Here is a 25,835-nt window from a genome sequence, read left to right as displayed (position 1 = left end):
GCGAGACCTGCGCGCACACCCGGGGGCGGCCGCGCGGCGCCGGCGGAGGTCACAGACGCGGCTCCGCGTCGGCGCTGAACCGGGCAAGCCAGACGAATCCGTGCGGTTCCAGCTCGGAGACCGTGGCGCCGGTGCTCTCAGTGCTGCTGGCGGACGCTCCGGCGAGGAAGTACAGCTGAGCGGCGCCGCCCGGTTCCTCGGGCAGAGCTTCGCCCGGTGTGAAGGAGACCGGCATCGCCGTGAGGTTGTGCGCGAAGAGGACGTGCGCCGAGCCGTCGGCCGCTGAGCGGACTCCGGCCCAGATTCCCTCGCCGAGCGAGACCGGGCGGAACGAGCCACCCGCTTCGAGCGCGGCGCGGGCGGACGGGTGAAAGTCGGCGCTCTGGCTGGGGGACAGCCCGAGCACCGCGCTGCGCAATGAGCCGATCAGCTTGTCCGACCGGCCGTTCGGGATGGTCGTCACAGCAGTGTCGAGGGTGGTCACAGCAGGGGCCTTCCGGTCATGGCCGCGCCTGCGTCGCGGCCGAGCAGGGCGAGGACGGTGGGGGCGATGTCGGCGAGCGTGCCGTCGTCCCGGAGCTCGCCGTCCGGGTTGCCGGGAGCGGGGACGACCACGACCGGAACCGGGTTGGTGGTGTGGCCGCCGTACGGCCGGTCGGTGCCGTCCGGGCCGGGCTTCGACATCAGTTCGACGTTCCCGTGGTCGCCGACGAGGATCACCCAACGGCCGCTCTGAGAAGCGGAGATGAGGATCTCCTGCACCGCGGCGTCGGTGGCCTCGGCGGCCCCGACGGTGGCGTCGAAGTCGCCGGTGTGCCCGACGACGTCGATGTTCGCGAGGTTCGCCACCACGAGGTCGACCTCCGGCCGGTGCGCCGCGGTGACTACGGCGGCGGTGACCAGGCCGAGCTCCATCTCCGGTCGCGCGCGGTAGTCCGGGGCCTTCTCGCCCTTGATCCGGACGTGCTCCTCGACCTCGCGCCGTACGTCGCTGCGGCCGTTCACGTAGTAGGTGACGTGCTCGAACTTCTCGGCCTCCGCGATCCGGACCGACCGCAACCCCGCGGCGGCGAGTTCGTCGGCGAGGCCGCCGGAGGCGTCGGCGCGCGGCACCAGCGGCGGGATCGGCGCGGTGGTGTCGTACTGGGCCAGGCTCAGCGCGGTCACGGTGCGCCCGGTCTCGGCGAGGTGGACGAGCAGCGCGTCGGCGAACTGCTGGATGCGGTCGCTGCGGAAGTTGAAGAACAGCACGGCGTCGCCGTCCCGGATCGGCGCGAGGGCGTCGCCGTCCGGGCCGAGCACGACGCTGGGCGGGACCCACTCGTCGCCGCGCTCCGACGAACGCACGGCTTCCTCGGGGGACTTGACGCCAGGACCCGTACCGTCGGCCACGGCGAGGACGGCCTCGCGGGTGACGTCGAGGTTGCCGGCCTTGTCGAGGGCGTAGCCGCGGCCGGTGACGGTGGCGATCCGGCCGACCCCGGCCCGCTCTGCCAGGTGTTGGGCCCGCCGGAGGTAGGACTCGGCCGTGCCGTCGGCGACGTCGCGCCCGTCCGTGATCGCGTGGATCCAGACGCGCGGGACACCCGCTTCGGCCGCCACCGCCAGGAGCTCCGACAGGTGCTCGATGTCGGCGTGGATCTGGCCGTCCGAGCAGAGCCCGATCAGGTGCAGCGCCCGGCCGGTCGAGGCGATCACGTCGCCGGCGCCGGTGAGCAGGGCGTTCCGACGGAGCCCGCCGCCGTCGATCTCCTGCTGGACCAGAAGGCTGTCGTACGGGAGGGGGCGGCCCGCACCGATCACCATGTGGCCGATCTCCGAGTTGCCGACCGTGCCGGGGAGCAGGCCGACGGCCTCGCCCGAAGCCGCCAGCAATCCGGACGGATGACCGGCCCGAAGGGAATCGAGCACCGGAGTCCCGGCCGCGGACAGGGCGTTGGCCGGGCCGGGGGCGGCTTCGCCCCATCCGTCGAGCACCAGGAGGATCCCGGGCCCGGACACCCGCTGCGGCTGCGTCACTTCGTGCTCGCCTTCGACGGGTGGAGGCTGTCCAGCGTCCGCCAGAAGGACGGGAACGACTTCGCGACGCAGCCCGGGTCCTTGATGACGACGCCCTCGGTGCGCAGGCCGGCCACCGCGAAGGTCATGGCGATGCGGTGGTCGTCGTAGGTGTCGATGACGGCGCCGTGCGGGACCCCGCCGGTGATGTGCATGGCGTCCGGGAACTCCTCGACGGCGATGCCCATCTTCCGCAGCTCTGCCGTGACGGCGGCGATCCGGTCGCACTCCTTGACCCGCAGCGAGGCGATGTTGGTGATGCGCGTCGTGCCCTCGGCGAAGGCGGCGACGACGGCGAGGGACGGGACGACGTCGGGCATCGCCTCCATGTCGATGTCGATCCCGCGCAGCGGCCCGCCGTGAAGGGTGATCGACGAGGCGCCGAGCTCGGCTCGACAGCCCATCTGCTCCAGGGCCCGGACGAGGTGGACGTCGCCCTGGTGCGAGCCGGCACCGATGCCGGGGATGGTGACGCGGCCGCCCAGGACCGCGGCGGCCGCCAGGAAGTACGACATCCCGGAGGCGTCGGGTTCGACGGTGACGTGACCGCCGCGCGCCTTCTGGCCCGCCGGCACGATGAAGCGCTCGAAGCCGTCGCGTTCGACCGTGACTCCCATCTCCGTGAGGGCCGCGAGGGTCATCTCGACGTACGGCTTGGAGACCAGGTCGTCGGCGATGGTGATCGCGGTGTCGGACTCGGCCCGGATCGCGTTGATGATCAGGCTGGAGGTGAACTGGCTGGAGACCTGTCCGCTGATCGTGGTGGAGCCGCCGTGGAACGCTCCGGACACCCGGATCGGCGGCGAGCCGTTGCCGCGCACGGCCACCGCGTCCACACCGAGCGCCGGGAGGGCGGCCAGCAGGTCGCCCATCGGGCGCTCCTGCATGCGGGCGTTGCCGGTGATGACGGTCTCGCCCTCGGCGTGGCCCGCCATCGAGATCAGGAACCGCAGCGGGGTGCCCGCGCCGCCGACGAAGACGTCCTCCGCCGGAGCGCGCATCGGACGTCCGGTGGGCGTCACCCGGATCTCGGCGGTCTCGTGGTCGATCTCGGTCCGGACGTGCCCGAAGGCCTCGATGGCCTTGGCGAAGTACAGGGTGTCGTCCGAGAGCAGCGCGCCGCTGATCACCGTCTCCTCGCCGGAGAGGGAGGCGATCGCCAGGTACCGGTTGGTGTAGCTCTTCGAGCCGAGCACCCGGACCTCGGTGTCGAGTGGGCCCTCGAAGGGCAGGACGGTCAGTTCTTCGGCCTTCAGGCGCGGATCGGGCGTGGCGCTCAACTGCTGCTCCTTGATCGTGAGGTGTGCGTTGGTGCGGTGCCGGGACAGGCATGCCGGTCCGCCGCCGCGCGGCAGCGGGCGGATCCGATGGGGGAAAGGGGGGCGGTCAGGCCTTCACGACCCGGCAGGCGAAGCACTTGTACGCCTGCTGGCCGGACAGGTTGTCGTAGAAGCCGTCGTCGGCAAGGGTGTTGGCGGGCTCGTAGCGCGGGTCGCCGAAGGCGTCGCCGACGCGCTGGGCGGGCCCGAAGGTGTTGGGGACGAAGACGGTGTCCTCGCGGATGCCCTCCCAGAGCAGGGTCGTCCCGGTGACCGCGCCGCGCGGGCTCTCCACCCGGACGGTGTCGCCGTCGGCGACGCCGGCGCGTCGCGCGGCCCGCGGGTGGATCTGGATCAGGCGTACGCCGTTCAGCTGCTTGCCGGTGTGGGTCCAGTGGGTGACCGATGCGAAGTGGACCACGCTGGGGCGTCCGGTCATCCCCATGAGCGGGAAGTCGCGGTGGACCCGGCCGTTCCCGGGCACTCCGAGGGCGGCGGGGTGGGTGAGCGCCTGGGGGTTGATCGGATTGGGGACGAAGGTTCGGCCGAGGCGCACGGTGGGGTGGCCACCGGTGACCTCGGGGTGGGTGTAGAACATCGGGAGGGCGCTGTGGCCGGCGGTGGCCAGCCTGGCCTCCAGTTCAGGGGTGGTGATTTCGATCTTCCCGCTGGGCGTCAGGAAGCGCCGGCCCTGCTTGCCGGTGAGTACTTCGGTTGCCCGGTACCAGGTCGGATGGTCGAGGTAGAGGGTGGAGACCCCGGGGTGGCCGTCGTCGGGGCACGGCCAGCGCAGCGGTTCCCTGCGTGCGCGAAGGCGTTGTTCGCCCATGCCGCCCATGGCCGGTGTGTGCGTCACGAACTCGCGCCAGAGGTTGCGGTAGTCGAGCCACGAGGTGGGGAAGGCGTCCGTCCAGTCGGTCGGGGGGCGTTTCCGGTCGAGCTCGGCGAGTGCCTGGGCGAGGCCGATCCAGATCTCCCAGTCGGGCTTCGACTCGCCGACGCGCGGGACGACCTGGTCCTGCCAGCGGATGCCGCGGTCGTCGCGCCGCATGTAGACGCCCTCGAACTCCAGGCCGCTGCAGACCGGCAGGATGACGTCGGCGTAGTAGGCGGCCTCCTCCATGAACAGGCCGGTGTAGACGTAGAACTCCAGCTGTTCGAAGGCCTGGCGCACCCGGCCGGAGTTGGCGGAGGAGACCAGCGGATTGCCCTGGGTGACGACGGCCCGCAGCTTGTACGGGCGCTCGGTCAGGATCGACTCGGCGAAGTAGTCGGGGCCGACGGGGAGCGCGGTGGTGAGGTCGGGTACCCGGGCCTTCAGTGGCGGCAGGTGCAGATCGCCCGGCCAGGTGTTGTGCATGAAGTTGCAGCCACCGCCGGGCACGCCGATGTTGCCGGTGACGGCGGCCAGGAAGGCGAGCACGCGGTAGGTGTCGAAGGCGCCCAGCTGATGCGACACGCCGGCGTTGCAGAAGATCGCCGCGGGCTTCGCCGTCGCGTACTCCTCCGCGATCGCCGTGATCGTCTCCTCGGGAACGCCGGTCACCCCTGCCGCCCAGGCTGGTGTGTAGCCGTGCTTGACGAGGTGGTTGCGGAGTTCGGGGAATCCCGTCACCCAGCGGTCCACGAAGGCCTGGTCGTGGAGGTCGTTGGTGACGATGTGATGGAGCAGCGCGAGCGCGAGCGCGAAGTCGGTGTGCGGCTTGGGCGCCACCCAGCGGTCGGCCTGGGTGCCGGTGGGCGTGAGCCGGGGGTCGACGACGGTGAGCCGGGCGCCGGTCCGGCGACGTTCGCGCAGGAGGTGCTCGAACGTGACCGGGTGCGTTTCCGCCTGGTTGGTGCCGAGGAACAGGAGGTAGCGGGCGGAGCCCAGGTCCTGTCCGCCGGTGGCCGGGTCGACGCCGTACCCGTTGGTGAAGTTGCCGAGGCCGAAGGTCATGGCCAGGGCGTCGCCGCCGGCGTCGTTGCAGACCGGGCCGACGTCCGTGTTGTTGGGGCTGCCGAGCATGGCGAACATCCGGGCGACCAGGGAGCCGGTGCCGCGCGGGAGGCGCCCGGTGGTGCGGTTGGCGATCGTGTGCGCCTGCCCGGAGTCGCGGAGTCGGAGGAACCTGGCGGCGATCGTCTCCAGGGCCTCGTCCCACGAGATCGGTTCGAACTTCGAGTCCGGGGAGCCCTTGCGGCCCGAAACCCGGCGCAGTGGTCTCGTCAACCGGTCCTGGTTGTAGACCAGTTCGGGCATCAGACCGGCCTTGACGCACAGGCCGCCGGCCTGCACCGGGTCCTCGTCCTCGCCGCGGACGGCGATCACGCGGTCCGCCTTGAGGTCCACGTTCAGGCGGCAGTTGGAGTTGCAGAACTGACAGGCGGTGGCCACCGTGCGATCGGGCTGGAGGGCGGCGGAGCCGGTGGTGAAGTCGAACGGGGCGGTGGCTTCCCCAGGGTGCTCCGCTGCCCCGGTAGCTGCCTCGGCCGACGCGGAGGAGGAGCCCAGGGCCGGCGCGCCGAGTCCCACCCCTCCGACGATCGTGCCCTGGACGAATCTCCGCCGGGACACGTCGCTCCTCTTGGCGCGCATGAATGATCATCTCCTGCCTCAGGCGCTGCTCTGGGCCGCCGAACAGGTAGAGACAATAACGGCCATCGCCGTTCGCGAGGTGGCTTATTCCGGAAAATCACCAAAAGTGATCCGGACATGCCCCGACTCTCTTGAAGGGCCATTTCCGGGCACGCCTCAGGGCGCCTCACCGAGGGCGGTGGGGCGCTCCCGAGATGCCATTGATCAGGAATTGAGTTCGATGAATTCCGGCGGTCCCGGAGTGGGGTCAGGCCGCGTCCTTGGCGGCGGCTCTCCCGGTGGCGCCGCTGGTCAGGAGGACCGTCTCGATGAACGTCCGGATGATCGGGTGGACGGACTCGGGCGTCGAGGAGAGTTCGGGCTGGAACAGAGTGCCTACGAAGAACGGGTGGCCGGCGATCTCCAGTCCGCGTGGCGCGCCGTCGATGTCCCAGGCGCTGAAGCTGAGCTGCCCCTGATTGGCGGCGTCCATGAAGTCCTCGGTGAGGCCGTAGTCGCAGTGGAACACCTCCTCGACCTCGGTCGAGCCACCGTAGATCGATGACATCCGCGAGTTCTCCCGAATCCGGAGCGGGGCCCGCTCGCCGCGGAAGGAACACTTGAGCGGTGTCACCAGCGGGAGCATCTTGTCCGGGTTCTCGTCGACCCCTTCGGCCGCCGGCAGGTGCAGGACGTTCTGGGCGTGCTCGATCAACGCGCTGAAGAACCCGCCGCAGGTGCCGAGGAAGGGCAGTCCGTTCTCGCGGGCGTGCCGGATCGCGAGGTGCACGCCGCGCTGGTTGAAGTACGGCGCACCCGGGACCAGCCAGACGGCGTCGAACCCCTGGAGGGCCGCCGCGTCGTGGATGTCGACCGTCGGCACCCATGTGGCCTGGACGGGCAGGTGCGGCACCATCTCGTCGATCCGTGGATGGGCCGGCTCGTTGTGGTTGCCGTGGTCGCCCACGAGCGCTATGCGCGGGAGGCTGGATGAGGACAACGGATTCCCCCTTCGGTGCGGGCTGCGAACGCCGGTCGGTGGCCTCTCGGCTGGTGAGCTCGGCCGGCGCGTGGTGACGCACAGTGGGGGCCGGCCCGAAGCGTCGCCTCGGAACGCCGGCGCGAGTGCCACTCCCGGTGGAGCGGATCGCGGCTTCTGGTCCTTCCCCCGTCGGATGCGGAGCCCTCAGGGGTGTCATCCGCATCGCTCTTCGCTCAATTTATCGATGACCATAAAAGTTTTGGAGGCGGGTATCGGCCACCCTTGGCGGGCCCCTTCCGGGTGGCGACGGTGGGCGCGCGGTCGTCTCGGCCTGTCAGGGGGCTTGTCGGATCTTGGCCGGATCTGGTTCATAGTCAGGTCTGCTATCAACAGCATCTACTGTTGATAGCGGCTGGCGTTGTTGAATCGCTGCGTGGCCCAACTGGGTCATCTCCCAAGGAAATCCGCGCCAGCATCCCTATCCGGCGGGACTCGCCTCGCCGGTCGGGGCTCTCAGAGGAAGGCTCCCCCGTGGACCGCGACATCGTGCACCAGTGCCGCTGGAAGATCCTGGCCGTGCTGTGCCTCAGCCTCGTCCTGATCGGGCTGGACACGCTCATCCTCAACCTGGCCCTGCCGAGCATCCAGACGGACCTCGGCGCCGGCACCAGCCAACTGCAGTGGACGGTCGACGGCTACGCGCTCGCCTTCGGCGGACTCCTGCTGATGGCCGGCGGACTGGCCGACCGGTTCGGCCGCAAGCGTCTGCTGGCTGTCGGCATCGTGGTCTTCGCCGCCTTCTCACTGGCCGCGGCCTTCGCGACGTCGCCCGGCGGGCTCATCCTGTTCCGGGTTCTGATGGGCGTCGGGGCGGCGCTGATGATGCCCGCCACCCTGGCGATCATCAGGGACGTCTTCCCGGTGGAGGAGCAGGGCAAGGCGATCGGCATCTGGTCCGGCGCGGCGGCCATCGGCGTGCCACTGGGCCCGGTGGTGAGCGGACTGTTCCTCGAGCACTTCTGGTGGGGCTCGATGTTCCTCATCAACGTGCCCCTGGCGGTACTGGCACTGGTGGTCGGGTTCCTGCTGATCCCCGAGTCGAAGGCCGCCGGGCACCCCGGACTGGACCTCCTGGGGGCGCTGCTGTCGGTGGGCGGGCTCGTCGCCCTCGTCTACGGGCTCGTCGAGGCACCCCACAACGGGTGGACGGACCCCGTGACCTTCGGCGCCCTCGGGCTCGGCCTGGTGCTCCTGGTCGCGTTCGTGGTCTGGGAGCTTCGGACCCCGAATCCCATGCTGGACGTGCGGCTCTTCGTCAACGGCCGGTACGGCGCGAGCGCGTTGGCGATCACCTGCGTCTCGTTCGGTCTCTACAGCGGTCTGTTCCTGCTCACGCAGTACCTGCAGTCCGTCCTGGAACTCGACCCGCTGGCGGCCGGCATCCGCATGCTGGCGATCAGCACCATGATCGTCGGCGCGCCGGCCTCGCCGAAGCTGGTCGAGCGCATCGGCCTGAAGGGCACGGTCGTGGTGGGGCTGCTGCTCTGCGCCGCCGGCCTCGGTCTGCTGGCGGGTGTCGGTGCCGACGCCCAGGCGCAGGCGCTCATCGGACTGGCCGTGTTCGGCCTCGGCATGGGCATCGCGCTCCCCGCAGCGGTGGACGCGATCCTCATCCTCTCCTCCGACAAGCAAGCCGGGGCGGGCTCCGCGGTCGCCGATACCGGGATGCAGATCGGTGGCGCGCTCGGCATCGCCATCAGCGGCAGTGTGATCGCGACGCTCTACCGCGACGGCCTGCCGAACGTCGACCAGCTGCCCGCTGAGGCAGGTCGGGCGGTGGAGGAGTCGGTGGCGGGCGCGGCAGCGGTCGCCGGCCGGCTCGGTGGCGACGCCGGTCGTCGCCTCCTGGAGGGCGCTCAGGACGCCTTCGTCGACGGGTTCGCGGGGACGCTCTCGATCGCCGTCGCGGTGGCCGTGGTCGGAGCGCTGGTGGCTGCCTTGGCGCTCCCGCGCGGCCGTACGGTCGGCGTCGACGAAGTGGGCGAACCGGCCGCTGCGGCCCAGAGCCCCGAGGGCACCGCGCCGGCAGGTCTCTGACCCCTGGTGGGCCACTGTCATGGGCGGCCGGAGCGTAGACTCGGCAGCGAACGGGCGGTTCGTCGGCGCTCCCGGCACAAGCCCCAGGAAGGCAATGCGTGACTGCTGTCGGCCGCCCCGCCGGGCGCTGACGGCGTCGCCCCACGAGGAAGGCGGACCATGGCGCAGCCGGCGAAGCTGAGGGTGGCCGTCAGCGATCCCACCCACTGGCTCGACGAGCGCGAGCGGGCCAAGGTACTGACTCCGAAGCTCCGTGCGATGGCCGACGAGACCCGGCTGACCTTGATCCTGCTGATAGCTCAGAGGCCGCGCACGGTCAAGGAGTTGCAGGAGGCCACCGGTCTCAGCCAGACGCTCGTCAGTCACCACCTGGCGCCACTGCGCGAGCAGGAGCTGATCGAGGCCGTGCCGCGCGGCCGGAGCAACCAGTACGTGCTCTGCTGCCCCGCGCTGGCCGAGCCGGTGCGGGTGCTCGCGAGTCTGGCGGCGATGGACCCGGAGGGCGTCGCAGCCTGTCTCCAGCCACGCGCCGCGGAGTGAAGGACCTCCGGAAGCCGGAGGCGGTGCCGGTCCCGTTGCCCGCGTGGGTGACGGGACCGGCCCCGCTGCTGCGGCCGGTCAGTCCTCCCGGAGCGAGGCGGCGAACCGGTCGCGGATGTCCTCCGCGCCGAGCGCGCTCGTCGCCCGCGGCGGGATGACGCCGGTCCGGGGGAGGGTGCGGACGGAGATCAGGTGCGGGCCGGGCGAGTCGAGCGCCTCGCGCACGGCCTCGCGCACCTCGTCGAGGCTGCGGCACTCGGCGGTGCCCCGGTAGCCGGCGGCGGTGCCGGCGACCGCGAAGGACGTGGTCCCCGACGTCGTGCACTGGCCGCCGGTCGACTCGTGTGCGCCGTTGTCCAGGACCACGTGGATCAGATTCGGGGGCGCCGCGTGCCCGATGGTGGACAGGGTCCCCAGGTGCATCAGCGCGGCTCCGTCGCCGTCCAGGACGATCACCGTGCGCTCCGGCCGCGTTCGGGCGACGCCGAGCCCGATCGCCGAGGCGTGCCCCATGGAACCCTGCATGTAGAAGGCGCCGGGCCGGTCCGCGACCGCGAAGAGCTCCCGCCCGGTGTAGCCGGTCGTCGCCACGAGCGCGGCCTCGGGGGCGAGTTCGGCGATCAGGCGCATCGCGTCGGCGCTCGGCACGCCCGTCCGCCCGGTGTCGACCTCGGCGGGGACGGTGCCGATGGCCTTCCGCTCGACCAGCACGAAGACGGGCCGCTGCGCTTCGAGGTCCTTCTGCGCGGCGTCCAAGACCTCGCTGAAGCGGGCCAGGTCGTCGTCGGCGCGCAGGGTGTGGTGCGGTGCCCCGACGGCGTCGAGCAGGGCGTGCGTGGACGGCCCCATGACCGCGTGCTGCGGCTCGTCGGTGGCCGGGTCCGGCCAACCGCGCAGGCTGACGAAGATCAGGAGCGGAATCCGGTAGGTCGCGACCAGCGACGTGAGCGGATTGATCAGGTTGCCCAGGCCCGAGTTCTGCAGCATGACGTACGGCCGGCCCCCGGCCAGGGCGACGCCCGCCGCGATGGCCACCGCGGCACCCTCGTTGGCCGCCGGGACGTAGGTGTCGGTGTCGCGGCTCAACAGGGCGATCGGTCCGCCGAAGGACGAGCAGGGCACACCGGTGGCCATGGTGAACCCGCGTCGGGTGAGCTCCTCGCAGAACACCTCGGCTGAAATCACTGCTGGACTCCTTGCTCGCGCTGGGTGGGAGGGACCTCGTCGGCTGTGGCCGCCGCCTGCCGCGCCCGGGCGCGACGGCCCCGGCGCCACTCGACGAGGAGCGGCGCGAAGGAGAGCACGATGATGCCGATGAGGACGGCCTCGATGTTGTCACGGACGACGGCCACTTGTCCGAGGAAGTACCCGAGAACGGTGAGCCCACATCCCCACAGGGCACCGCCGAGGGCGTTGTAGGTCAGGAAGGCCCGGTAGTCCATCCGGCCGACGCCGGCCATGATCGGCGTCAACGTCCGGAACAGGGGCACGAACCGTGCGAGGACGAGTGAACGCGCGCCGTGGCGCTCGAAGAAGGCGTGCGCCTTCTCGGCGTTCTCGCGTTTGAAGAAGCGGGAGTCCGGACGCCGGAAGAGACTCGGGCCGACCTTCCGGCCGAACAGGTACCCGACCTGGTCGCCGACGATGGCGGCTGCCGTGGCCACCAGGCAGACCAGCCACAGACCGTCTTCCACGAAGCCGCCGCCGGCGACCAGCAGCCCGGCGGTGAACAGCAGGGAGTCACCCGGGAGGAAGGGCAGGACGGCGCAGACGAGCAGGCCGGATTCCGCGAAGACCAGGACCGCGATTCCCAGCAGACCGAAACTGGAGACCAGGTGCTCTGGGTCCAGGAGCCCTGACCCGGCCGCTAGTTGTGTCATCGGTGGTGACCTCTCGACAGACGGGTTGGAAGGAGAACCGTGCGGTGGTGCGGGCACGACGCGACCGGGGCCGGCGGACCACAGCGGTCGCGCCGGCCCCGGCCGGTGGTCAGGTGAGCGGGGAGGAGGTTCTCGACCAGTCCGGTCGGGCCTCGATCCGGACGACGGCGCAGGTGATCGACACCCCGCCGCCGTGGGCGACGATCAGAACGTGGTCGCCCGCGCCCACCTGGCCGGTGGCCACGAGGTGTTCGAGGCCCACGATCTGGTCGTTGACGGTCAGGTGGCCGAGCCGGCTGCCGAAGTCGAGCAGGCCCTGTTCGGGGCGCAGGCCCATCGGGTCGAGGATGACCTTCAGATAGCTCTCCTGGCCCGTGAAGACGTGCGCGACCCGGGTGATGTCCGCGGCGTCGAGGTCGGCTTCGGCGAGCGTCCTGAGAGCGATCTCGGTGCGGAGTTCGCCCTGCCGGCGCACCACCTCCGCGACGGTCTCCTCCAACCCGCCGGCGGCTGCCAGCCGTTCCTTGAAGTCGATCGACCGGCCGACCGTCAGCGACGGCGGGAACAGCGGTTCCGCGCCCCGATACTGCTCCTCGACCTCGGCGGTGGAACCGGTGTTGATCGCCAGCAGGCGGGCGAACCCGCCCGTCGTGGAGAGCACCACGGCGCTTGCGGCATCCCCGACCACGCCGTTCTGGATACCGAAGTCCCACCGGTTGAACGAGGGCGTCCCGACGTTGTCGGCCCCGGTGACCAGTGCCGCCGACCGCTCGGGCACGGCCCGCAGGTAGCAGGCCGCCAGCTCCAACGAGCCGATCAGCCCGCTGCACGCCTGCCAGACCCGGAAGGACGGGATGTCCCGGTCGGTGATGTGCCGGAGGATGTAGTGCTGCGCCGACCAGCCCTCAGGGCCCTGCTCGTGGCCACAGGCATGGATGTGGAGGTCCAGGTCGTGCGGGTGCAGGCCGGAGCGCCGCATCGCCTGTCGGGCCGCGGTGACGGCCATGTCGGGTGCGGGCATGTCACCGGCCACGGCCGCGCTCTTCCAGCCGTACCACTCGTAGTCCTCGCCGTCGTAGAGCCCCAGGGCGACGGCCTTCCGTGCGTCGAACAGCTCCGGCAGGTAGGTGCCGAGCCCGGCGATGAAGATCTCGGGGGTTTTCACGGTGCGGTGACCTCCTCGGCGGCGGCCGGTTCGTCGGCCGTCGTCTGTACGGGGAACCCCTCCTGGACGAGCCGGGTGACGGAGGCGATGGTGCCGCCCTTGAGGAGTTCGACGATGGGGAGCTTGAGGCGGTAGCGGCGTTCGATGCGGTTGCGGTACTCGACGGCCATCAGGGAGTCCATGCCCATGCGCTGGAGGGGCCGGTTGGCGTTGATGCGTTCCGGCCGCAGTCCGAGGACCTGTGCGGCCTCTGCGACCAGGAACTCCTGGACGGCGTCGGACGGTTCGAGGGGTGTCGCCGGCTCCGAGGGTGTCGGCACGACGGGCACGGGTGCGGGCGTGGCCGGCTCGACGACCGGCGTTGCGGCCACCGGAGCCGGCGGTGTGGCGGCAGGAGCCTCGGCGGGCGCGGGGTGAGCAGCGGCGACGGGTCGTTCCGCCCCCGTGGAATCGGCGAGTCCGGCCGCGAGGGCCTGGGTGACGGAGGCGATGGTGCCGCCCTTGAGGAGCTCGACGATGGGGAGCTTGAGGCGGTAGCGGCGTTCGATGCGGTTGCGGTACTCGACGGCCATCAGGGAGTCCATGCCCATGCGCTGGAGGGGCCGGTTGGCGTTGATGCGTTCCGGCCGCAGTCCGAGCACCTGCGCGGCCTCCGCGACCAGGAACTCCTGGATCGGACCGAGGTCGTCGACGGCCTCCACGGGTTCGGCGGGGCTGTCCTGCTCCCGTTCGGCAGGAGCCGGTGACGTCCGAGCCGCCCCGGTGGGCACGAGCGCACGAGCCGGAACCGCGGTGGCCGAGCCCGTCAGGTGGTGGAGCAGAGGTGCGTCGGCAGCGGCCGGATACGCCTGGGCCCAGGTCGGCCAGTCGGCCCGAAGCACGACCGTGTGCAGAGCCTTCGCGTCGAGCAGTCGGCCCAGGACGGAGAGCCCCTCGTCGGGGGTGAACGACCCCATGCCGCGCGGAAGCAGGCTGCGGCCGTCCTCCCGCTCCTTGCGGGCGACCATGCCGACGCTCTCCCAGAAGCCCCAGTTCACCACCGTGGCCGGGAGGCCTTGGGCGTCCCGGTGATGGGCCAGGGAGTCGAGGAAGGCGTTGCCCGCCGCATACCCCCCGAGGAAGGGGGAGCCCAATAGTGCGGACCCGGAGGAGAACAGCACGAACAGGTCGAGCGGGAGGTCTCGGGTCAGGCGGTGGAGGTTCCACGCCCCGGTGACCTTGGCCCGCAGCACCGCGTCCAACCGGCCCGTGTCGAAGTCCCGCAGTGGTGCGTAGTCGATGGTGCCAGCGGCGTGCAGGACACCGCTCAGCGGCGGCTTGCCGGCCTGGGCGCGCCCGTCGAGCAAGGACCGCATGGCGTCGAGGTCGGCGACGTCGACTGCCGCGTACTCGACCTCGGCGCCGCGTTCCGCCAGGTCGCGGAGCAGGGCGACGGCCGGTGCCTGTGGATGGTCCTCGGCCACGACGGCCGCTGGATCCGGCAGCGGACTCCGGCCGGTCAGGAGCAGGTGCCGGGCGCCGTGCTCGACCAGCCAGGTTGCGAGCCGCCCACCGATGCCGCCGGCGCCGCCGGTCACCAGGTAGGTGCCGGTGGAGCCGAGGACGATCGGCGTGTCCGAACCGACCGTGTCGACGGGCCGGCTCACGGACCGGTGGTCCGGAAGAACGTCCGGGAACGACAGCACGATCTTGCCGGTGTGCCGGGACTGGGACATCAGCCGGAACGCCTCGGCCGCCCGGTCGGCGGGGAACTCCTGGAACGGGAGCGGTCGCAGAACCCCCTGGCCGACCAGCTCGGCCGCCGCCCGCAGGAGCGCTCCCGCCCGCCGGGGCTGGTGCTGGACCATGTGCACGAGGTCGACGGCGTGGAACGAGAGGTTGCGGGCGAAGAACCCGAGCGGCAGCGGTTCGTCCTCGATGATGTCCCGCTTGCTGAGCTCGATGTAGCGGCCGTACGGTGCCATCAGCGACAGGTTGGCCGGGATGGCCTCCCCGGCCAGGGTGTTGACGATGACGTCGAACCCCGCCTTGTCGGTGGCGAGTCGGAAGCTGTCGACGAAGGCGAGCGACCGCGAGTCCGCGACATGCTGCACCCCCAGTTCCCGAAGCAGAGCGCGCTTCTCCGCGCTTCCGGCCGTGGCGAAGACCTCGGCGCCCTTCCACCGCGCGACGTTGAGCGCGGCCAGGCCGGTTCCCCCCGTCGCTGAGTGGATCAGGACGCGGTCGCCGGGGGCGACGTCGGCCAGGCCGTGCAGGGCGTGGTAGGCCGTGAGGTAGGAGGCCGGCAGGGTCGCGGCCTCGGCGGGGGTGAGCCCGGCGGGCATCGGCGCGGTGAGGACGGCTTTGGTGACGACCCGGGTGGCCATGGCCCCGTCGGTGAAGGCGATGACCCGGTCGCCGACCTCGACCTCGTCGACGTCCGGCCCGACGGCCTCGACCGTACCCGCGCACTCCCAGCCGAGCCTGGGGCTCTCCTCTCCCTGGCCGGGGTACATGCCGATCGCCATCAGCACGTCGCGGTAGTTGAGCGCGGCGTGCGAGACCTTCAGGACCACCTCGCCGGGCCCCGGCGGCAGGATCGTGACGGCCTCCAGCCCGAGATCGTCCAGGACTCCGGGCCTCTGGATGGACACCCTGACGGTCGGCTCGGCAGCGGAGCCGGGGGCAGCGCGTGCGACCAGGCGGGCAGCCAGCCGCCGACCGCCACGCAGCGCGATCTGGTCCTCGGCATCCGGGTGGACGATCAGGTCGGCCAGCGCGCCGAGGCTGGCGGCGTCCCGGTCGACGTCGGCAAGCCGGGTGCGCCACGACCGGTGCTCGGCGGCGAGGGTGCGGCCGAGGCCCCAGAGCGGAGCCTGGAAGGGCGCGGAGACGGGGTCGGCCGGGTCGGTCGACTGGGCGTGCCGGGTGACCAGCCAGAGTTCGGGCGAGTCGAGCCCGATCTCGTCCAGCGCCTGCACCAGATGCAGCACGCTGTGGCAGGAGAGCAACTGCGCCCGCGCGATCTCGCGTGCGGTGGCATCCAGCCCGGGCGTGGCGTCGAGCGCCCACAGGTGGACGACGCCGCGGATGCCGCCGTCGAGGGCGGCATCGGCCAGGACGGCGCGGTAGTGCTCCGGGTTGGCCGGGTCGATCCGGAAACGGTCCGCCCCGCCGGCCTGGTACCCGGCGGACACGGTGACGACAACCGCCCGCTGTCCCCGGCCGGCCAGTTCCCTGACCAGCGTCCGGCCGGTCGGGCCGCTGTCCGTGAGGACGATCCAGCTGCCTTCGCTCGCCACGTCGGCGTCCGGCCGGGCGGGTGCCGGCTCCCACCGGAGGTCGTACAGCAGCTCGGAGGAAGCGCCGGCCACGCCGGCCGGGGTCGGCGCTCGGTCGCTGCTCGGCTCACTCCTGGGCTCGACCGCCTGATCGGCGAGCAGCGCGGGCGCCGAGCCGGCCAGGTACTGGAGGCGGATCCCCAGGACCTCGGCGATGACCTCGCCGTCGTCGTCCCGGATCGTCAGCTCGGCCGCGAAGGAGTCGGCGCGTTCGACCGGGACGAGTCGGGCGTGGCTCCACAACCGGGTGCCGGGGGAGCGGTACAGGTGGATCTCCTCGATGCCGCCGAGGACGAAGACGTTGTCCTGACCAGGGACGGTCGCGGGCCGGGCGGCGGCCACCGCGTGCGCGCCGGAGTCCAGCAGGGCGGGGTGGAAGACATGGGCGTCCAGCCCGTCGAGGAGCGCCTGCGGGCAGCTGACGCGCGCGAGGACTTCACCGTCGGTGCGCCAGAGCTCGCTGACGCCTTGGAAGGTGCCCGCCCACTGGTTTCCGCGCTCGGCGTTCCACGGGTAGAACTCGGCACCGGTCTGGTGCTCCGTGCAGCGGGCACGGACGAGGTGGACGGGCTCTCCGGCAGGTGGGGCGGGATCGTCGAGTGCCCGGGTGGTGGCCTCCGTGTGGAGGGTCCAGGACTCGTCGTCCCCGGTCCGGCTGAGCACCCGACCGGCGAGCTGCCCGTCGTCGGTCGGTGACAGGGTGACCCGGACGGTCGGCGCCGGGCCGTCCTCGTCGAGGAAGAGCGCGCGGTGATAGCGGACGTCGGCCAGCGCGAGCGGTGCGTCGCCGAGCACGGCGCGGGTCGCGGCCGCGAGGAGTTCGAGGTGCGCCGTCCCGGGAAGGATGATCGAACCCTGGACCTGGTGGTCGATCAGGTAGGCGTTCCGGGTCAGGTCCAGCGGTCCCTCCCATGCGCGGGCCGGTCCGTCGACGGTGGCCTCCGGACCGAGGAGGGGGTGCGACGGGACCGGTGGCGTCGGCACGGCATGGGGCGCGGACGTGGTGGCGGGGCTGTCCTCGGGAAGCCAGTGGTGCGTGCGCTGCCACGGGTACGACGGCAGCGGGACGTAGCGGCCGCCTGCCGTGAGGGCGCCGAGGTCGACCGGTACACCCGCGGTGTGCAGGGCACCGGCCGAGGTCAGGAGCTCGTAGCGTTCGTCCTCGTGCCGCCGGAGCGAGCCCACCGCCACTGTGTCCAGACCGAGCGAGCGACCGGTCTCCCGGATGTTGCCCGCGAGGATCGGATGTGGGCTCAGTTCGATGAACACCGTCTCACCGAGCGCCAGTTGTCCGCTGACGACACCGACGAAGTCGACGGGTTCGCGGATGTTGCGCACCCAGTACTCGGCGTCCAGACCGGAGCCGTCGACGACTTCGTCGAGGAGGGTGGAATGCATCGGTACGGTGCCGGCGCGCGGGGCGAGGTGGGCCAGCTCCGCCAGGAGGTCGTCGCGAAGCGCGTCCATTTGCGGGCAGTGCGATGCGAAGTCGACCTTCACCGGTCGGACGGTCACCCCGCGTGCCTCCAGGGCCGCACTCACCTGTGCGAGTGCGGCCGGCTCACCGGACAGCAGGGTTGCCGTGGGGCTGTTGGCCGCCGCGACGGCGACGCTGTCCTCGTACCCGGCCAGTGCGGCGGCGGCCTCCGCAGCGGGCAGCGCCACCCAGGCCATGGTGCCGAGGCCGGTCAGCCGCTTGGCCAGCCGGCTCCGACGGCAGATGACGGCGGCGGCGTCCGCCAGGCTCAGCGAGCCGGCGACGTAGGCGGCTGCCGACTCACCCATGCTGTGGCCGATGACCACGTCCGGCTCGACGCCCCAGGAGCGCCAGAGCGCGGCAAGAGCGATCTCGATGGCCCACAGCGTCGGCTGGATGACGTCGAGTCGGTTCAGCCCGGCCTCGTCGGCGGTGAGCACTACGTCGAGGACCGACCACCCGGTCTCGCGCTCGATGGCCTCGTCGCAGGCGGCCAGTGCTCCGGCGAACGCGGGCTCCTCCTCCAGGAGCCGGCGCGCCATGCCGACCCACTGCGAACCCTGGCCGGGGAAGACGAAAGCGATGCGAGGGCGGCTCTCCGGGTCGGTGTAGTCGCTCGCCGACAGGCCCGGCTCCTGTTCCCCGTCGGCGAAGACCCGCAGGGCCTCGGCCGCCTGCTCGTGGCCGGTGACGGCGAGGGCGAGTCGGGAGTCGAGGTGCGAGCGCCGCAGCGCGGCACTGTGGCAGATGTCGAGGAGGGACTGTGCGCGCCCGGGGCCGCTCGTCAGATGGTCGGCCATGCGCGTGGCGAGTTCGGCCAGGGCCTCGGGCGACCTCGCCGAGAGGGTGAGGAGTTCGGCGCGGTCGTCTCCGCCGCCGGCCGCCGCGGTGCTCGGATTCGGCGGCGCGGCTTCGAGGACGATGTGGGCGTTGGTACCCGAGAAGCCGAAGCTGCTCACCCCGGCAAGGGCGGGCCGTCCCCGGTCCGGCAGCGGGATCGCGGTCGTGGGGATGCTCAGCGGTACCCGGTCCCAGGGGACGGCGGGATTGGGTGTGCGGAAGTGGAGGTTCGGAGGGACCGTGCCGTGCTCCAGGCATAGCACGGTCTTGATCAGCCCGGCGATGCCCGCGGCCGCTTCGGCGTGACCGATGTTGGTCTTGATCGAGCCGACCAGGGCCGCCTGCTCGGCCGGGCGTCCGCGCCCGACGACGTCCGCCAGCGCCTCCAGCTCGACGGGGTCGCCCACGGACGTACCGGTGCCGTGGGCCTCGATGTAGTCGACGTCCGCCGGGTCGATTCCCGCGTTCCGGTAGGCCCGGACGAGGACGTCGCGCTGGCCCTCCACGGCCGGGGTGACCAGGTACCCGCTGCTCTGCCCGTCGTTGCCGATCGCGGAGCCACGGATGACGGCCCGGATCCGGTCCCCGTCGGCCAGGGCGGCGTCGAGCGGCTTCAGGACGACGGCTCCCACGCCGTCGCTGCGGACGAATCCGTCGCCCGTGGCATCGCCGAACTTGCAGCGGCCGTCCTTGGCGAGCATGCCCGCACCGGAGTAGACGATGCCCTCCTCGGGCAGCAGGACGAGGTTGACCCCTCCGGCGATGGCGAGTCCGCATTCGCCCAGGCGTAACGCCTGCACCGCGTTGTGGACGGCCACCAGCGCGGAGGAGCATGCGGTATCGACGGTGAGGCTGGGGCCCCGTAGGTCGAAGGCGTACGAGAGCCGGCCCGACATGATGGCGCGCGAGGCGGCGCCGGTCATCGCGTACAGATCCAGGCGGTCGGTGCTGCGGTACTGCAAGTGCCAGTAGTCTCCGCCGAGTTGCCCGACGAACACGCCCCCGTCGGTGCCCTTGATGCGGTCGAGGGATTGGCCCGCGTCCTCGAGCGCCTCATGGGTGATCTCCAGTAACAGCCGCTGCTGGGGGTCCATGCGGTCGGCCTCCCGAGGGGAGATGCCGAAGAACTCGGTGTCGAACTCCGCTATGCCGTCGAGCAGTCCGCCCCATCGGCTGACGGTCCGTCCGGGCTTGCGGGGCTCCGGGTCGTAGACGGCATCGATGTCGTACCGGCTTGCGGGGATGTCTCGAATGGCGTCTCTTCCCTCGACCAGCAGCTCCCACAGGGCGTGCAGATCGGAGGCTCCGGCGAATCGGCCGGCCATCCCGATGATGGCGATCGGCTGGGTGGGCCCGGTGTTCTCGGCGGGCGGCGGTGCAGGCTTGTCGACGGGCATGAACGCGTCCTCTCCAAGCGGTACCTGGATGTCTTTCCTGCGGCGGAGAGGCGTGCGGTCCGGGCGCGGCACTTCTCTGCTTACAGGGCGTGAAGACGGTGAGAGGGCACGATGGCAGGCGGCGTCGGCGCCACTGCGCGTGGAGACAGAGCCAACCGCTCCGGCGTATGCCGCATGGGCGCTCTGAAGAATCAACCAGGCCAGGAATCGGGCTTGGTGACGAATGGTCAGGCGACGTCAGTGTGCACGTCCGGTCGCTGCCGACCTTCCCCCGTTGCTTCGACGTGTATCGAGATTGACACTCCGAATCGACGTTCGCAACGAGGTCAAGTGTGACCATCGTCACACGCGATAAGGGCTCGAATGTAAGTTGACATCTATCGAATCAAGGGTCACCCTGGTCTTGATTAGGTATGTGTCTATCTATGGCAATGCCGGGACGAGTCGTCCCGTTTTCTCATCCTTCATCCGGATGTCGGTCGGCCGAACGGGATGGTCCGGCCGCTGCTAGGGGGTCACGATGGCGGACCAGGACACCACCACGTCCATCGAGGCGGAGGAGTCGCACGCGAGCTGCTGTGCCGCTCTCGATGAGTGGCGCGAGGCCGCCGCCACCCGGGCCGCGGCCGCCGCGGAGGCGCCCGATGGGCCTGCGGATGAGATCACGCCCGCCTGCTGACCGCGTTCGCCCTCATGTGAGAAAGGACCACTGCCCGTGGCCGACTCGCTCAGCCCCAGCCCGGACCTGCCGGTGGCAGTCATCGGAGCCGGCCCCGTGGGCCTTGCCGCCGCCGCCCACCTGTCCGAACGCGGCCTGCCCTTCGTCGTGTTGGAGGCCGGCGATCAAGCCGCCGCCTCCGTGCGTGCCTGGGGGCACGTCCAGCTGTTCAGCCCATGGGAGTTCAATACGGATCCGGCCGCGCGTCGTCTGCTGACCGCGGCCGGGTGGAGCGAACCGGAGGCGTCCGGACTGCCGACCGGCGAGGAGCTGATCAAGCAGTACCTGGGGCCGCTCTCCGAAGTGCCGGCCCTCGCTCCGCACGTCCGGTACGGCGCGAAGGTCACCGCCATCACCCGCCAGGGCATCGACCGGATGCGTTCGGCGGGGCGGGAGCGGACGCCGTTCCTGCTCCGGCTGGAGACGGGGGAGGAAGTACTCGCCCGCGCGGTCATCGATGCCTCCGGCACTTTCACTCAGCCGAACGTGCTGGGCGCCAACGGCCTTCCCGCGCACGGTGAGCACGACGCCCGGCCCTGGGTCGCGTCGGCCATGCCCGACGTCCTCGGGAGCGAGCGGGCCCGGTACGCGGGCCAGCACACCGTGGTGGTGGGGGCCGGTCACTCGGCCGCGACCACGCTGCTCGCCCTCGCCGAACTGGCCAAGGGCGAGCCCGGCACGCGGATCACCTGGGCCATCCGGGCGAGCGACCCGGCCGGCTCGTTCGGCGGCGGCTCGGACGACGAACTCCCCGCCCGCGGCGCCCTCGGCTCCGGAATCAAGCTCCTGGTGGACTCCGGGAGGATCGCACTCGCGCCGAACTTCCGTACGTCCGCGATCAGGCCGTTGGGTGCGGACCCCGCCTCCGGTGGCGTCGAGCTCGTCTCGCGGGAGGCCGACGGCAACGAGACGGTCATCGTGGCCGATCGGATCGTCGCCGCGACGGGCTATCGCCCGGACTTCGGCATCGCCGCCGAACTCCGCCTGGAGCTCGACCCGATCATGGAGGCCGTCCGGCCGCTGGCCCGGCTGATCGATCCGAACCACCACTCCTGCGGCACGGTCACCCCGCACGGCTATGCGGAGCTCGCCCATCCGGAGCCGGGCTACTTCGCCGTCGGCATGAAGAGCTACGGCAGGGCCCCGACCTTCCTGATGCTCACCGGCTACGAGCAGGTCCGCTCGATCGCGGCGGCCCTCGCCGGGGATATGGAGTCGGCGAGGTCGGTGGAGCTCCGGCTCCCCGAGACGGGGGTGTGCTCGGTCGTGTCCGGCGGTGCGGCGCTGGCGACCCGGCTGGGGCTCACCCCGGAGCGGCACGAGCAGCTTCTGCACGCCACTGCCAAACACCTGGGCACCTCGCCCACGGCGGCGGACGCGGTGCTGGCGGCCGCCGCCGAACTCGGCGTCGACGAGACGGCGGCGCTGCAGCTCGCGGCCTTCGCGGCCGAACAGTTCGACGTGCCGAGCGCTCCGAACTGCGGCTGAACCGGACGGGGTGGTGCCGCTCCCGGGCGGCACCACCCACTGGTCGGTCGCCGCCGCTCAGGCGCGCCGGTGCACCTTGTGCTGGGCGGCCTGGGCGAGCGGTCGCACCACCAGCAGATCGACGTTGACGTGCGACGGCCGGGTCACCGCCCAGGTGACCGCCTCGGCCACGTCCGCCGCGGTCAGCGCGTCGAGCCCGTCGTAGACCTCGGCCGCCCTCCCGGCATCGCCGCGGTACCGGTTCAACGAGAACTCCTCGGTCTCCACCATCCCGGGCGCGATCTCGATGACGCGAACCGGGTGTCCGGACAGCTCAAGACGCAGCGTGGCCGCGATCACGTGCTGGCCATGCTTCGCCGCCGAGTAGCCGCCACCGCCCTCGTAGGCGGTGAACGAGGCCGTCGAGGTGAGGATCACCACCGTTCCGTCACCGCTCTCGATCAGCTTGGGCAGCAGCGCCTGCGTGACCTGGAGCGAGCCCAGCACGTTGACCTCGTACATGCGCCGCCAGTCCGCCGGATCGGCCGTGGAGACGGTCTCGGTGCCGAAGGCTCCGCCGGCGACGTTGACGACAAGATCGCACCGGTCGATCCTCCCGGCGAACTTCTCGACTGCCGATTGGTCCGTCACATCCAGTGCGGCGGTCGCGACGTGGCCGCCGGCCGCTTCGATCTCGCGGGCCACCTCGCTCAGCCGATCCGCTCGCCGCGCCGTGAGCACGACCTTGAACCCGGCGCCGGCCAGCGCCTTCCCGGTTGCCGCTCCGATGCCGCTGCTTCCCCCGGTGATGACCGCAGTCCGCATTGACTCCCCGCCCGTCGTCCGGTGGTGCCATGATTAGACAGATGTCTAATCAGCGGATCCTGGCACTACTCGATCGGGAGTGTCAACATGGGGGCATGTCGAAGCCGCTCGGGACGGTCGCCACCCTCGAATCCGCCACGCCGGTGCAGGCCTGCTGCGCACCGTTGACCAGCGAGGAACTCTCCGAAGAAGCTGCGGAGGTCATGGCCGCGATGTTCAAGGCGCTGGGCGACCCGGTCCGGCTCCGGCTCTTCTCCAAGATCGCCTCCCACCCGGACGGCGAAGCCTGCGTCTGTGACATACAGGACGTCGGCGTCTCCCAGCCCACCGTCAGCCACCACCTCCGCCGACTCCGCGAGGCCGGCCTCATCACCTCCGACCGCCGGGGCACCTGGATCTACTACCGCGTCGCCCCGTCGGTCCTGGCCGCGCTCTCCGGCATGCTCCGGGAATCGGACTGAGGTACGAAGTCCTGCCGTTGAATCCTGCGTTACCCCGGCCCAGTCCCTCGGCGCCCATCGTCTTTGGGGATGGGGCCGTTGTGTCGGCACCAGCTCTTTACGTGTCGGACTTTGCAGGCCCACTCTGTAACGGTCGACGACTCGTGCGGGTGTCGGGCCAGGAGGGGACGGATGTCGAAGGGCACCTCGGGGGAGTACTGGGCTGCGCCGGCGCTGCCCAGCAGGTTCAAGCACGACCTGCTGAGCCGGTACATACCGCAGTTCGGCGGAATGACCGGCTCGCCGGGTGGAGGGGTCGTCTACCTGGACGGCTATGCGGGGGAGGGGCGCTACCTTAACGGCGAGTCCGGGTCCGCTGACCGCGTGCTCAGAGTGGCAGCTGATCATCAGGACAAGGGCTTGATCCACTGGACGTGCTTCTTCGCGGAGAAGGCAGTGGGCTCGTTCACCCAACTCGAAGTGCTGGTGGGGGAATACCGCGCTCGTGGGGTGGACGCTCGGGCGTTCCACGGCGACGTGCTGGGCTTGGTCGACGAGGTGCTCGCCGCTGCGGTCGGCCGACCGCTCTTCCTGTTCCTCGACCCCTGTGGCTTGGCGCTGCCGTTCGAGCAGTTGGTCGACATCCTCGCTCGTCGGCGGAGCACCGCGTCCTGGCCGCCTACCGAGCTGCTGCTGAACTTCAGCATGATGGCGGTGCGCCGGATCGGAGGAAACTCGCAGTCGTCGAAGGGGAATGAGCGGACCAACGAGCGCCTCGACGCCGTGTGCGGCGGCACGTGGTGGCGCCGCCATTTCGCGGACGGCTACACGCAGGACGCGGACGAGAAGGTAGCCGCCGAGTACAGCCTGCGTCTAGGACGGGAGACCGGCATGCGCATGGTCTCGGTGCCCGTTACGAAGGGGCCGGGGCAGAAGGCCGTCTACAACCTGGTCTTTGGGACTCGGAGCAACCACGGTCTGTGGGTCTTCGGCGATGCGCATGCCCGTGCCCGTGACACCTGGTGGGAGGGTCTCGTGCTGCAGGAAGAGGCAAAGGACAACGCACTGATTCCGCTGGCGACCATTCAACGGCCGGACCCGGCGAGGGTGCAGAAGGAAGCTGTGCCGGCCATCGCCGAGAACATCCGGACGCTGCTGCAGCTGGGACGGCCGTTCAAGCTCGTCGAGCACACGGTCGAGGTGTTCGGCGACTACTACGGCCAGGTCCCGGAAACCGTGGCCCGCAAAGCGATCCAGCACCTGCACGCGGCCGGCGCCACCCCGAGCGACGGAAAGGGATCGAGGATCAAGAACCTCGAAGTGCGACCGCCGGTCAGGTACTGACCGGCAGCGGCAGCTGATCCCAGGTTCGTCCGTCGAGGACGCGGCCACCAGACTTGGGCGTGCGCCCGCCCCACTGCTTGAAGAAGAACGCCACCTCCTCGCGGAGGCAGGCGTCGCGAAGCTCCCGGACCCAGGCCACTTCCATCGGCCGGTGGCCTGGCCCGGACTCGCCCCCCGCGATGACCCAGTGGATGCCGTCGAGTTTCAGACCGTCGAGCGGTCCCAACAGCGGCTCGCAGGACAGGAATCGGATGGCAGCGGGGACCGTTCGAAGGTCGTCGACCCGGCCGAGTTCCTCCGTGCTTTCGACGGACACGCCAATCCACAGATTGGATGGCCACTCGAGCCGATCCGCCACGCGCCGCAGCCGACGGGCCCGCTTGGTGAGCACCTGGTATGTGTGCTGCGGTGTCTCCGCCATCACCTCGAACACCTGGCGGACGAAGTCGAGCGGAATCCGGGCGTGAAACAGATCGGACATCGAGTTGACGAAAACCGTCCGCGGGCTGCGCCAGCCGTATGGTACCCGGAGTGCATCCGCGTGAAGGGCGAGGCCGAATCCGGGTCCGGAGGTCCGGGGATCGCCGTCGCTCTGATACTTCGCCGCCCCCATGGCCTTCAGCCGCTTGGCAAGCGTGAGGGCGTAGCAGTTGTCGCACCCGGCCGACACCTGGTCACACCCTGTGGTGGGGTTCCACGTGGCCTCCGTCCACTCGATTCCGCTGCGATCGCCCACTGCCGCTCCCGATCTCCGTTGTGGTTCACAGGCGTTGTCTCTGAGAGCCGCCCGCGATCCCTATCCGGGACCACCATCCTCCGCTGACCGGAGCCTGTCGAACCTGGCTGGTCGCCGCCGCCCATCGTGCTGAAGGTCGTGCGACGGTCGTACTCGTGCGAGCCCCGGTGGTGAAGCCGCTGACCGATATGCAGAGCCCGGGAGCCAGCCCGCCCTTGCGCCTCACCTTGCTTTCGAAGAGTTCTCGGTGCGGCCAGCGGTGATGGGGTGGCGTTGCAGTACCCCTACCACGCGGTGACGGCGAGACCAAGCCACCTTCATTCATCGATATTCGTGTTCCGCAAACTTCGGTCCGTTCATGCAGGAGGCGCCGTGCCGGAACAGTTCATGAGTGCCAAGGAGACCGCGACGTATCTGAACATGTCGCTCGCCTGGGTATACCGCGACGCTCCCCGGCTCGGGCTCGTGCCCTACAAGTTCGGGTGCGGCAGGAACGCCAAGCTGCAGTTCAAGGTGTCTGAGGTCCAGGCTTGGGTGAGGCAGCAGAAGATGCGAGCTGCGTAGGTACGGGAGGTTGCGCGGGGGTTGGGGGCCACGCGGGCCCCCCCCCCCCGCTTGAAGCTGCCCCGCCGACGGGTTGTATGTCTGGTGCCGGGCGGGTTTACAACGGACA

General features: G+C 70.8%; 18 protein-coding genes. 7 read left to right on the top strand and 11 right to left on the bottom strand.

Going from position 1 to position 25,835, the window contains the following annotated elements:
• Positions 1–49: 49 nt before the first annotated feature.
• From AB0N76_RS13365 to AB0N76_RS13345, 5 genes are all read right to left on the bottom strand, one after another.
• Entirely contained in the window at positions 50–484 is a 435-nt protein-coding gene (locus AB0N76_RS13365) for a hypothetical protein (RefSeq protein ID WP_363556405.1), read from the bottom strand.
• On the bottom strand, positions 481–2,019 hold the full coding sequence (gpmI, locus tag AB0N76_RS13360; RefSeq protein ID WP_363556403.1) for a 2,3-bisphosphoglycerate-independent phosphoglycerate mutase: 1,539 nt from the start codon (positions 2,017–2,019) through the stop codon (positions 481–483). The genes AB0N76_RS13365 and gpmI overlap by 4 nt, the downstream gene beginning before the upstream one ends.
• Positions 2,016–3,338 (bottom strand): 3-phosphoshikimate 1-carboxyvinyltransferase, encoded by a 1,323-nt coding sequence (gene aroA / locus AB0N76_RS13355; RefSeq protein WP_363556401.1) that lies wholly within the window; start codon positions 3,336–3,338, stop codon positions 2,016–2,018. The genes gpmI and aroA overlap by 4 nt, the downstream gene beginning before the upstream one ends.
• A gap of 106 nt (positions 3,339–3,444) precedes the next feature.
• Positions 3,445–5,955: a molybdopterin-dependent oxidoreductase gene (locus tag AB0N76_RS13350; protein WP_363556399.1), complete on the bottom strand. Its 2,511-nt coding sequence runs from the start codon at positions 5,953–5,955 to the stop codon at positions 3,445–3,447.
• A 247-nt stretch (positions 5,956–6,202) separates the two neighbouring features.
• Positions 6,203–6,934: a hypothetical protein gene (locus tag AB0N76_RS13345; protein ID WP_363556397.1), complete on the bottom strand. Its 732-nt coding sequence runs from the start codon at positions 6,932–6,934 to the stop codon at positions 6,203–6,205.
• Positions 6,935–7,447: 513 nt separating this feature from the next.
• On the opposite strand from AB0N76_RS13345, the gene AB0N76_RS13340 reads away from it, so the two are divergent.
• A complete protein-coding gene (locus AB0N76_RS13340; RefSeq protein WP_363556395.1) occupies positions 7,448–9,013 on the top strand; it encodes an MFS transporter in 1,566 nt (521 codons plus the stop codon).
• A gap of 159 nt (positions 9,014–9,172) precedes the next feature.
• Positions 9,173–9,553 (top strand): metalloregulator ArsR/SmtB family transcription factor, encoded by a 381-nt coding sequence (locus tag AB0N76_RS13335; RefSeq protein WP_363556393.1) that lies wholly within the window; start codon positions 9,173–9,175, stop codon positions 9,551–9,553.
• Positions 9,554–9,631: 78 nt separating this feature from the next.
• On the opposite strand, the gene aepY is transcribed toward AB0N76_RS13335, so the two are convergent.
• The 4 genes from aepY to AB0N76_RS13315 all read right to left on the bottom strand — a co-directional run bounded on the left by aepY (position 9,632) and on the right by AB0N76_RS13315 (position 19,632).
• On the bottom strand, positions 9,632–10,738 hold the full coding sequence (gene aepY, locus AB0N76_RS13330) for a phosphonopyruvate decarboxylase (protein ID WP_363556391.1): 1,107 nt from the start codon (positions 10,736–10,738) through the stop codon (positions 9,632–9,634).
• Positions 10,735–11,433, bottom strand: coding sequence for a VTT domain-containing protein (locus AB0N76_RS13325; RefSeq protein WP_363556389.1), 699 nt, complete (start codon positions 11,431–11,433; stop codon positions 10,735–10,737). The genes aepY and AB0N76_RS13325 overlap by 4 nt, the downstream gene beginning before the upstream one ends.
• Positions 11,434–11,542: 109 nt before the next feature.
• A complete protein-coding gene (locus tag AB0N76_RS13320) occupies positions 11,543–12,598 on the bottom strand; it encodes a ketoacyl-ACP synthase III family protein (RefSeq protein ID WP_363556387.1) in 1,056 nt (351 codons plus the stop codon).
• Positions 12,595–19,632, bottom strand: coding sequence for a type I polyketide synthase (locus tag AB0N76_RS13315; protein WP_363556385.1), 7,038 nt, complete (start codon positions 19,630–19,632; stop codon positions 12,595–12,597). Before AB0N76_RS13315 ends, AB0N76_RS13320 begins: the two co-directional genes overlap by 4 nt.
• Positions 19,633–20,152: 520 nt before the next feature.
• Between AB0N76_RS13315 and AB0N76_RS13310 the strand changes: the two genes are divergently transcribed.
• On the top strand, positions 20,153–20,311 hold the full coding sequence (locus tag AB0N76_RS13310) for a hypothetical protein (RefSeq protein WP_363556383.1): 159 nt from the start codon (positions 20,153–20,155) through the stop codon (positions 20,309–20,311).
• A gap of 36 nt (positions 20,312–20,347) precedes the next feature.
• Positions 20,348–21,838, top strand: a complete 1,491-nt coding sequence (locus AB0N76_RS13305; RefSeq protein WP_363556381.1) for an FAD-dependent oxidoreductase — start codon at positions 20,348–20,350, stop codon at positions 21,836–21,838.
• Positions 21,839–21,895: 57 nt separating this feature from the next.
• On the opposite strand, the gene AB0N76_RS13300 is transcribed toward AB0N76_RS13305, so the two are convergent.
• The gene (locus AB0N76_RS13300; protein WP_363556379.1) at positions 21,896–22,642 is read right to left on the bottom strand and encodes an SDR family oxidoreductase; all 747 of its coding nucleotides are present in this window, start codon (positions 22,640–22,642) and stop codon (positions 21,896–21,898) included.
• Positions 22,643–22,737: 95 nt separating this feature from the next.
• Between AB0N76_RS13300 and AB0N76_RS13295 the strand changes: the two genes are divergently transcribed.
• Both AB0N76_RS13295 and tcmP read left to right on the top strand, forming a co-directional pair.
• Entirely contained in the window at positions 22,738–23,103 is a 366-nt protein-coding gene (locus AB0N76_RS13295) for a metalloregulator ArsR/SmtB family transcription factor (RefSeq protein WP_363556377.1), read from the top strand.
• Between the two features lie 171 nt (positions 23,104–23,274).
• On the top strand, positions 23,275–24,426 hold the full coding sequence (tcmP, locus tag AB0N76_RS13290; protein WP_363556375.1) for a three-Cys-motif partner protein TcmP: 1,152 nt from the start codon (positions 23,275–23,277) through the stop codon (positions 24,424–24,426).
• On the opposite strand, the gene AB0N76_RS13285 is transcribed toward tcmP, so the two are convergent.
• The gene (locus AB0N76_RS13285) at positions 24,416–25,162 is read right to left on the bottom strand and encodes a phage Gp37/Gp68 family protein (RefSeq protein ID WP_363556373.1); all 747 of its coding nucleotides are present in this window, start codon (positions 25,160–25,162) and stop codon (positions 24,416–24,418) included. The two genes, tcmP and AB0N76_RS13285, sit on opposite strands and share 11 nt — an antisense overlap.
• Before the next feature lie 372 nt (positions 25,163–25,534).
• On the opposite strand from AB0N76_RS13285, the gene AB0N76_RS13280 reads away from it, so the two are divergent.
• Entirely contained in the window at positions 25,535–25,726 is a 192-nt protein-coding gene (locus tag AB0N76_RS13280) for a hypothetical protein (RefSeq protein ID WP_363556371.1), read from the top strand.
• Positions 25,727–25,835 lie beyond the last annotated feature (109 nt).

It is taken from the genome of Kitasatospora sp. NPDC093806 (assembly GCF_040683335.1).
GTDB lineage: Bacteria > Actinomycetota > Actinomycetes > Streptomycetales > Streptomycetaceae > Kitasatospora.
The sequence above is the reverse complement of the archived record's forward strand: the minus strand, read 5'-3'. Positions and strand labels throughout refer to the sequence as shown.

Excerpts from the sequence above, each read along its gene's own strand:
- AB0N76_RS13315 (WP_363556385.1), bottom strand. The coding sequence starts at position 19,632 with ATGCCCGTCGACAAGCCTGCACCGCCGCCCGCCGAGAACACCGGGCCC.
- AB0N76_RS13335 (WP_363556393.1), top strand. The coding sequence starts at position 9,173 with ATGGCGCAGCCGGCGAAGCTGAGGGTGGCCGTCAGCGATCCCACCCAC.
- tcmP (WP_363556375.1), top strand. The coding sequence starts at position 23,275 with ATGTCGAAGGGCACCTCGGGGGAGTACTGGGCTGCGCCGGCGCTGCCC.
- AB0N76_RS13325 (WP_363556389.1), bottom strand. The coding sequence starts at position 11,433 with ATGACACAACTAGCGGCCGGGTCAGGGCTCCTGGACCCAGAGCACCTG.
- AB0N76_RS13295 (WP_363556377.1), top strand. The coding sequence starts at position 22,738 with ATGTCGAAGCCGCTCGGGACGGTCGCCACCCTCGAATCCGCCACGCCG.
- AB0N76_RS13350 (WP_363556399.1), bottom strand. The coding sequence starts at position 5,955 with ATGCGCGCCAAGAGGAGCGACGTGTCCCGGCGGAGATTCGTCCAGGGC.
- AB0N76_RS13300 (WP_363556379.1), bottom strand. The coding sequence starts at position 22,642 with ATGCGGACTGCGGTCATCACCGGGGGAAGCAGCGGCATCGGAGCGGCA.
- AB0N76_RS13310 (WP_363556383.1), top strand. The coding sequence starts at position 20,153 with ATGGCGGACCAGGACACCACCACGTCCATCGAGGCGGAGGAGTCGCAC.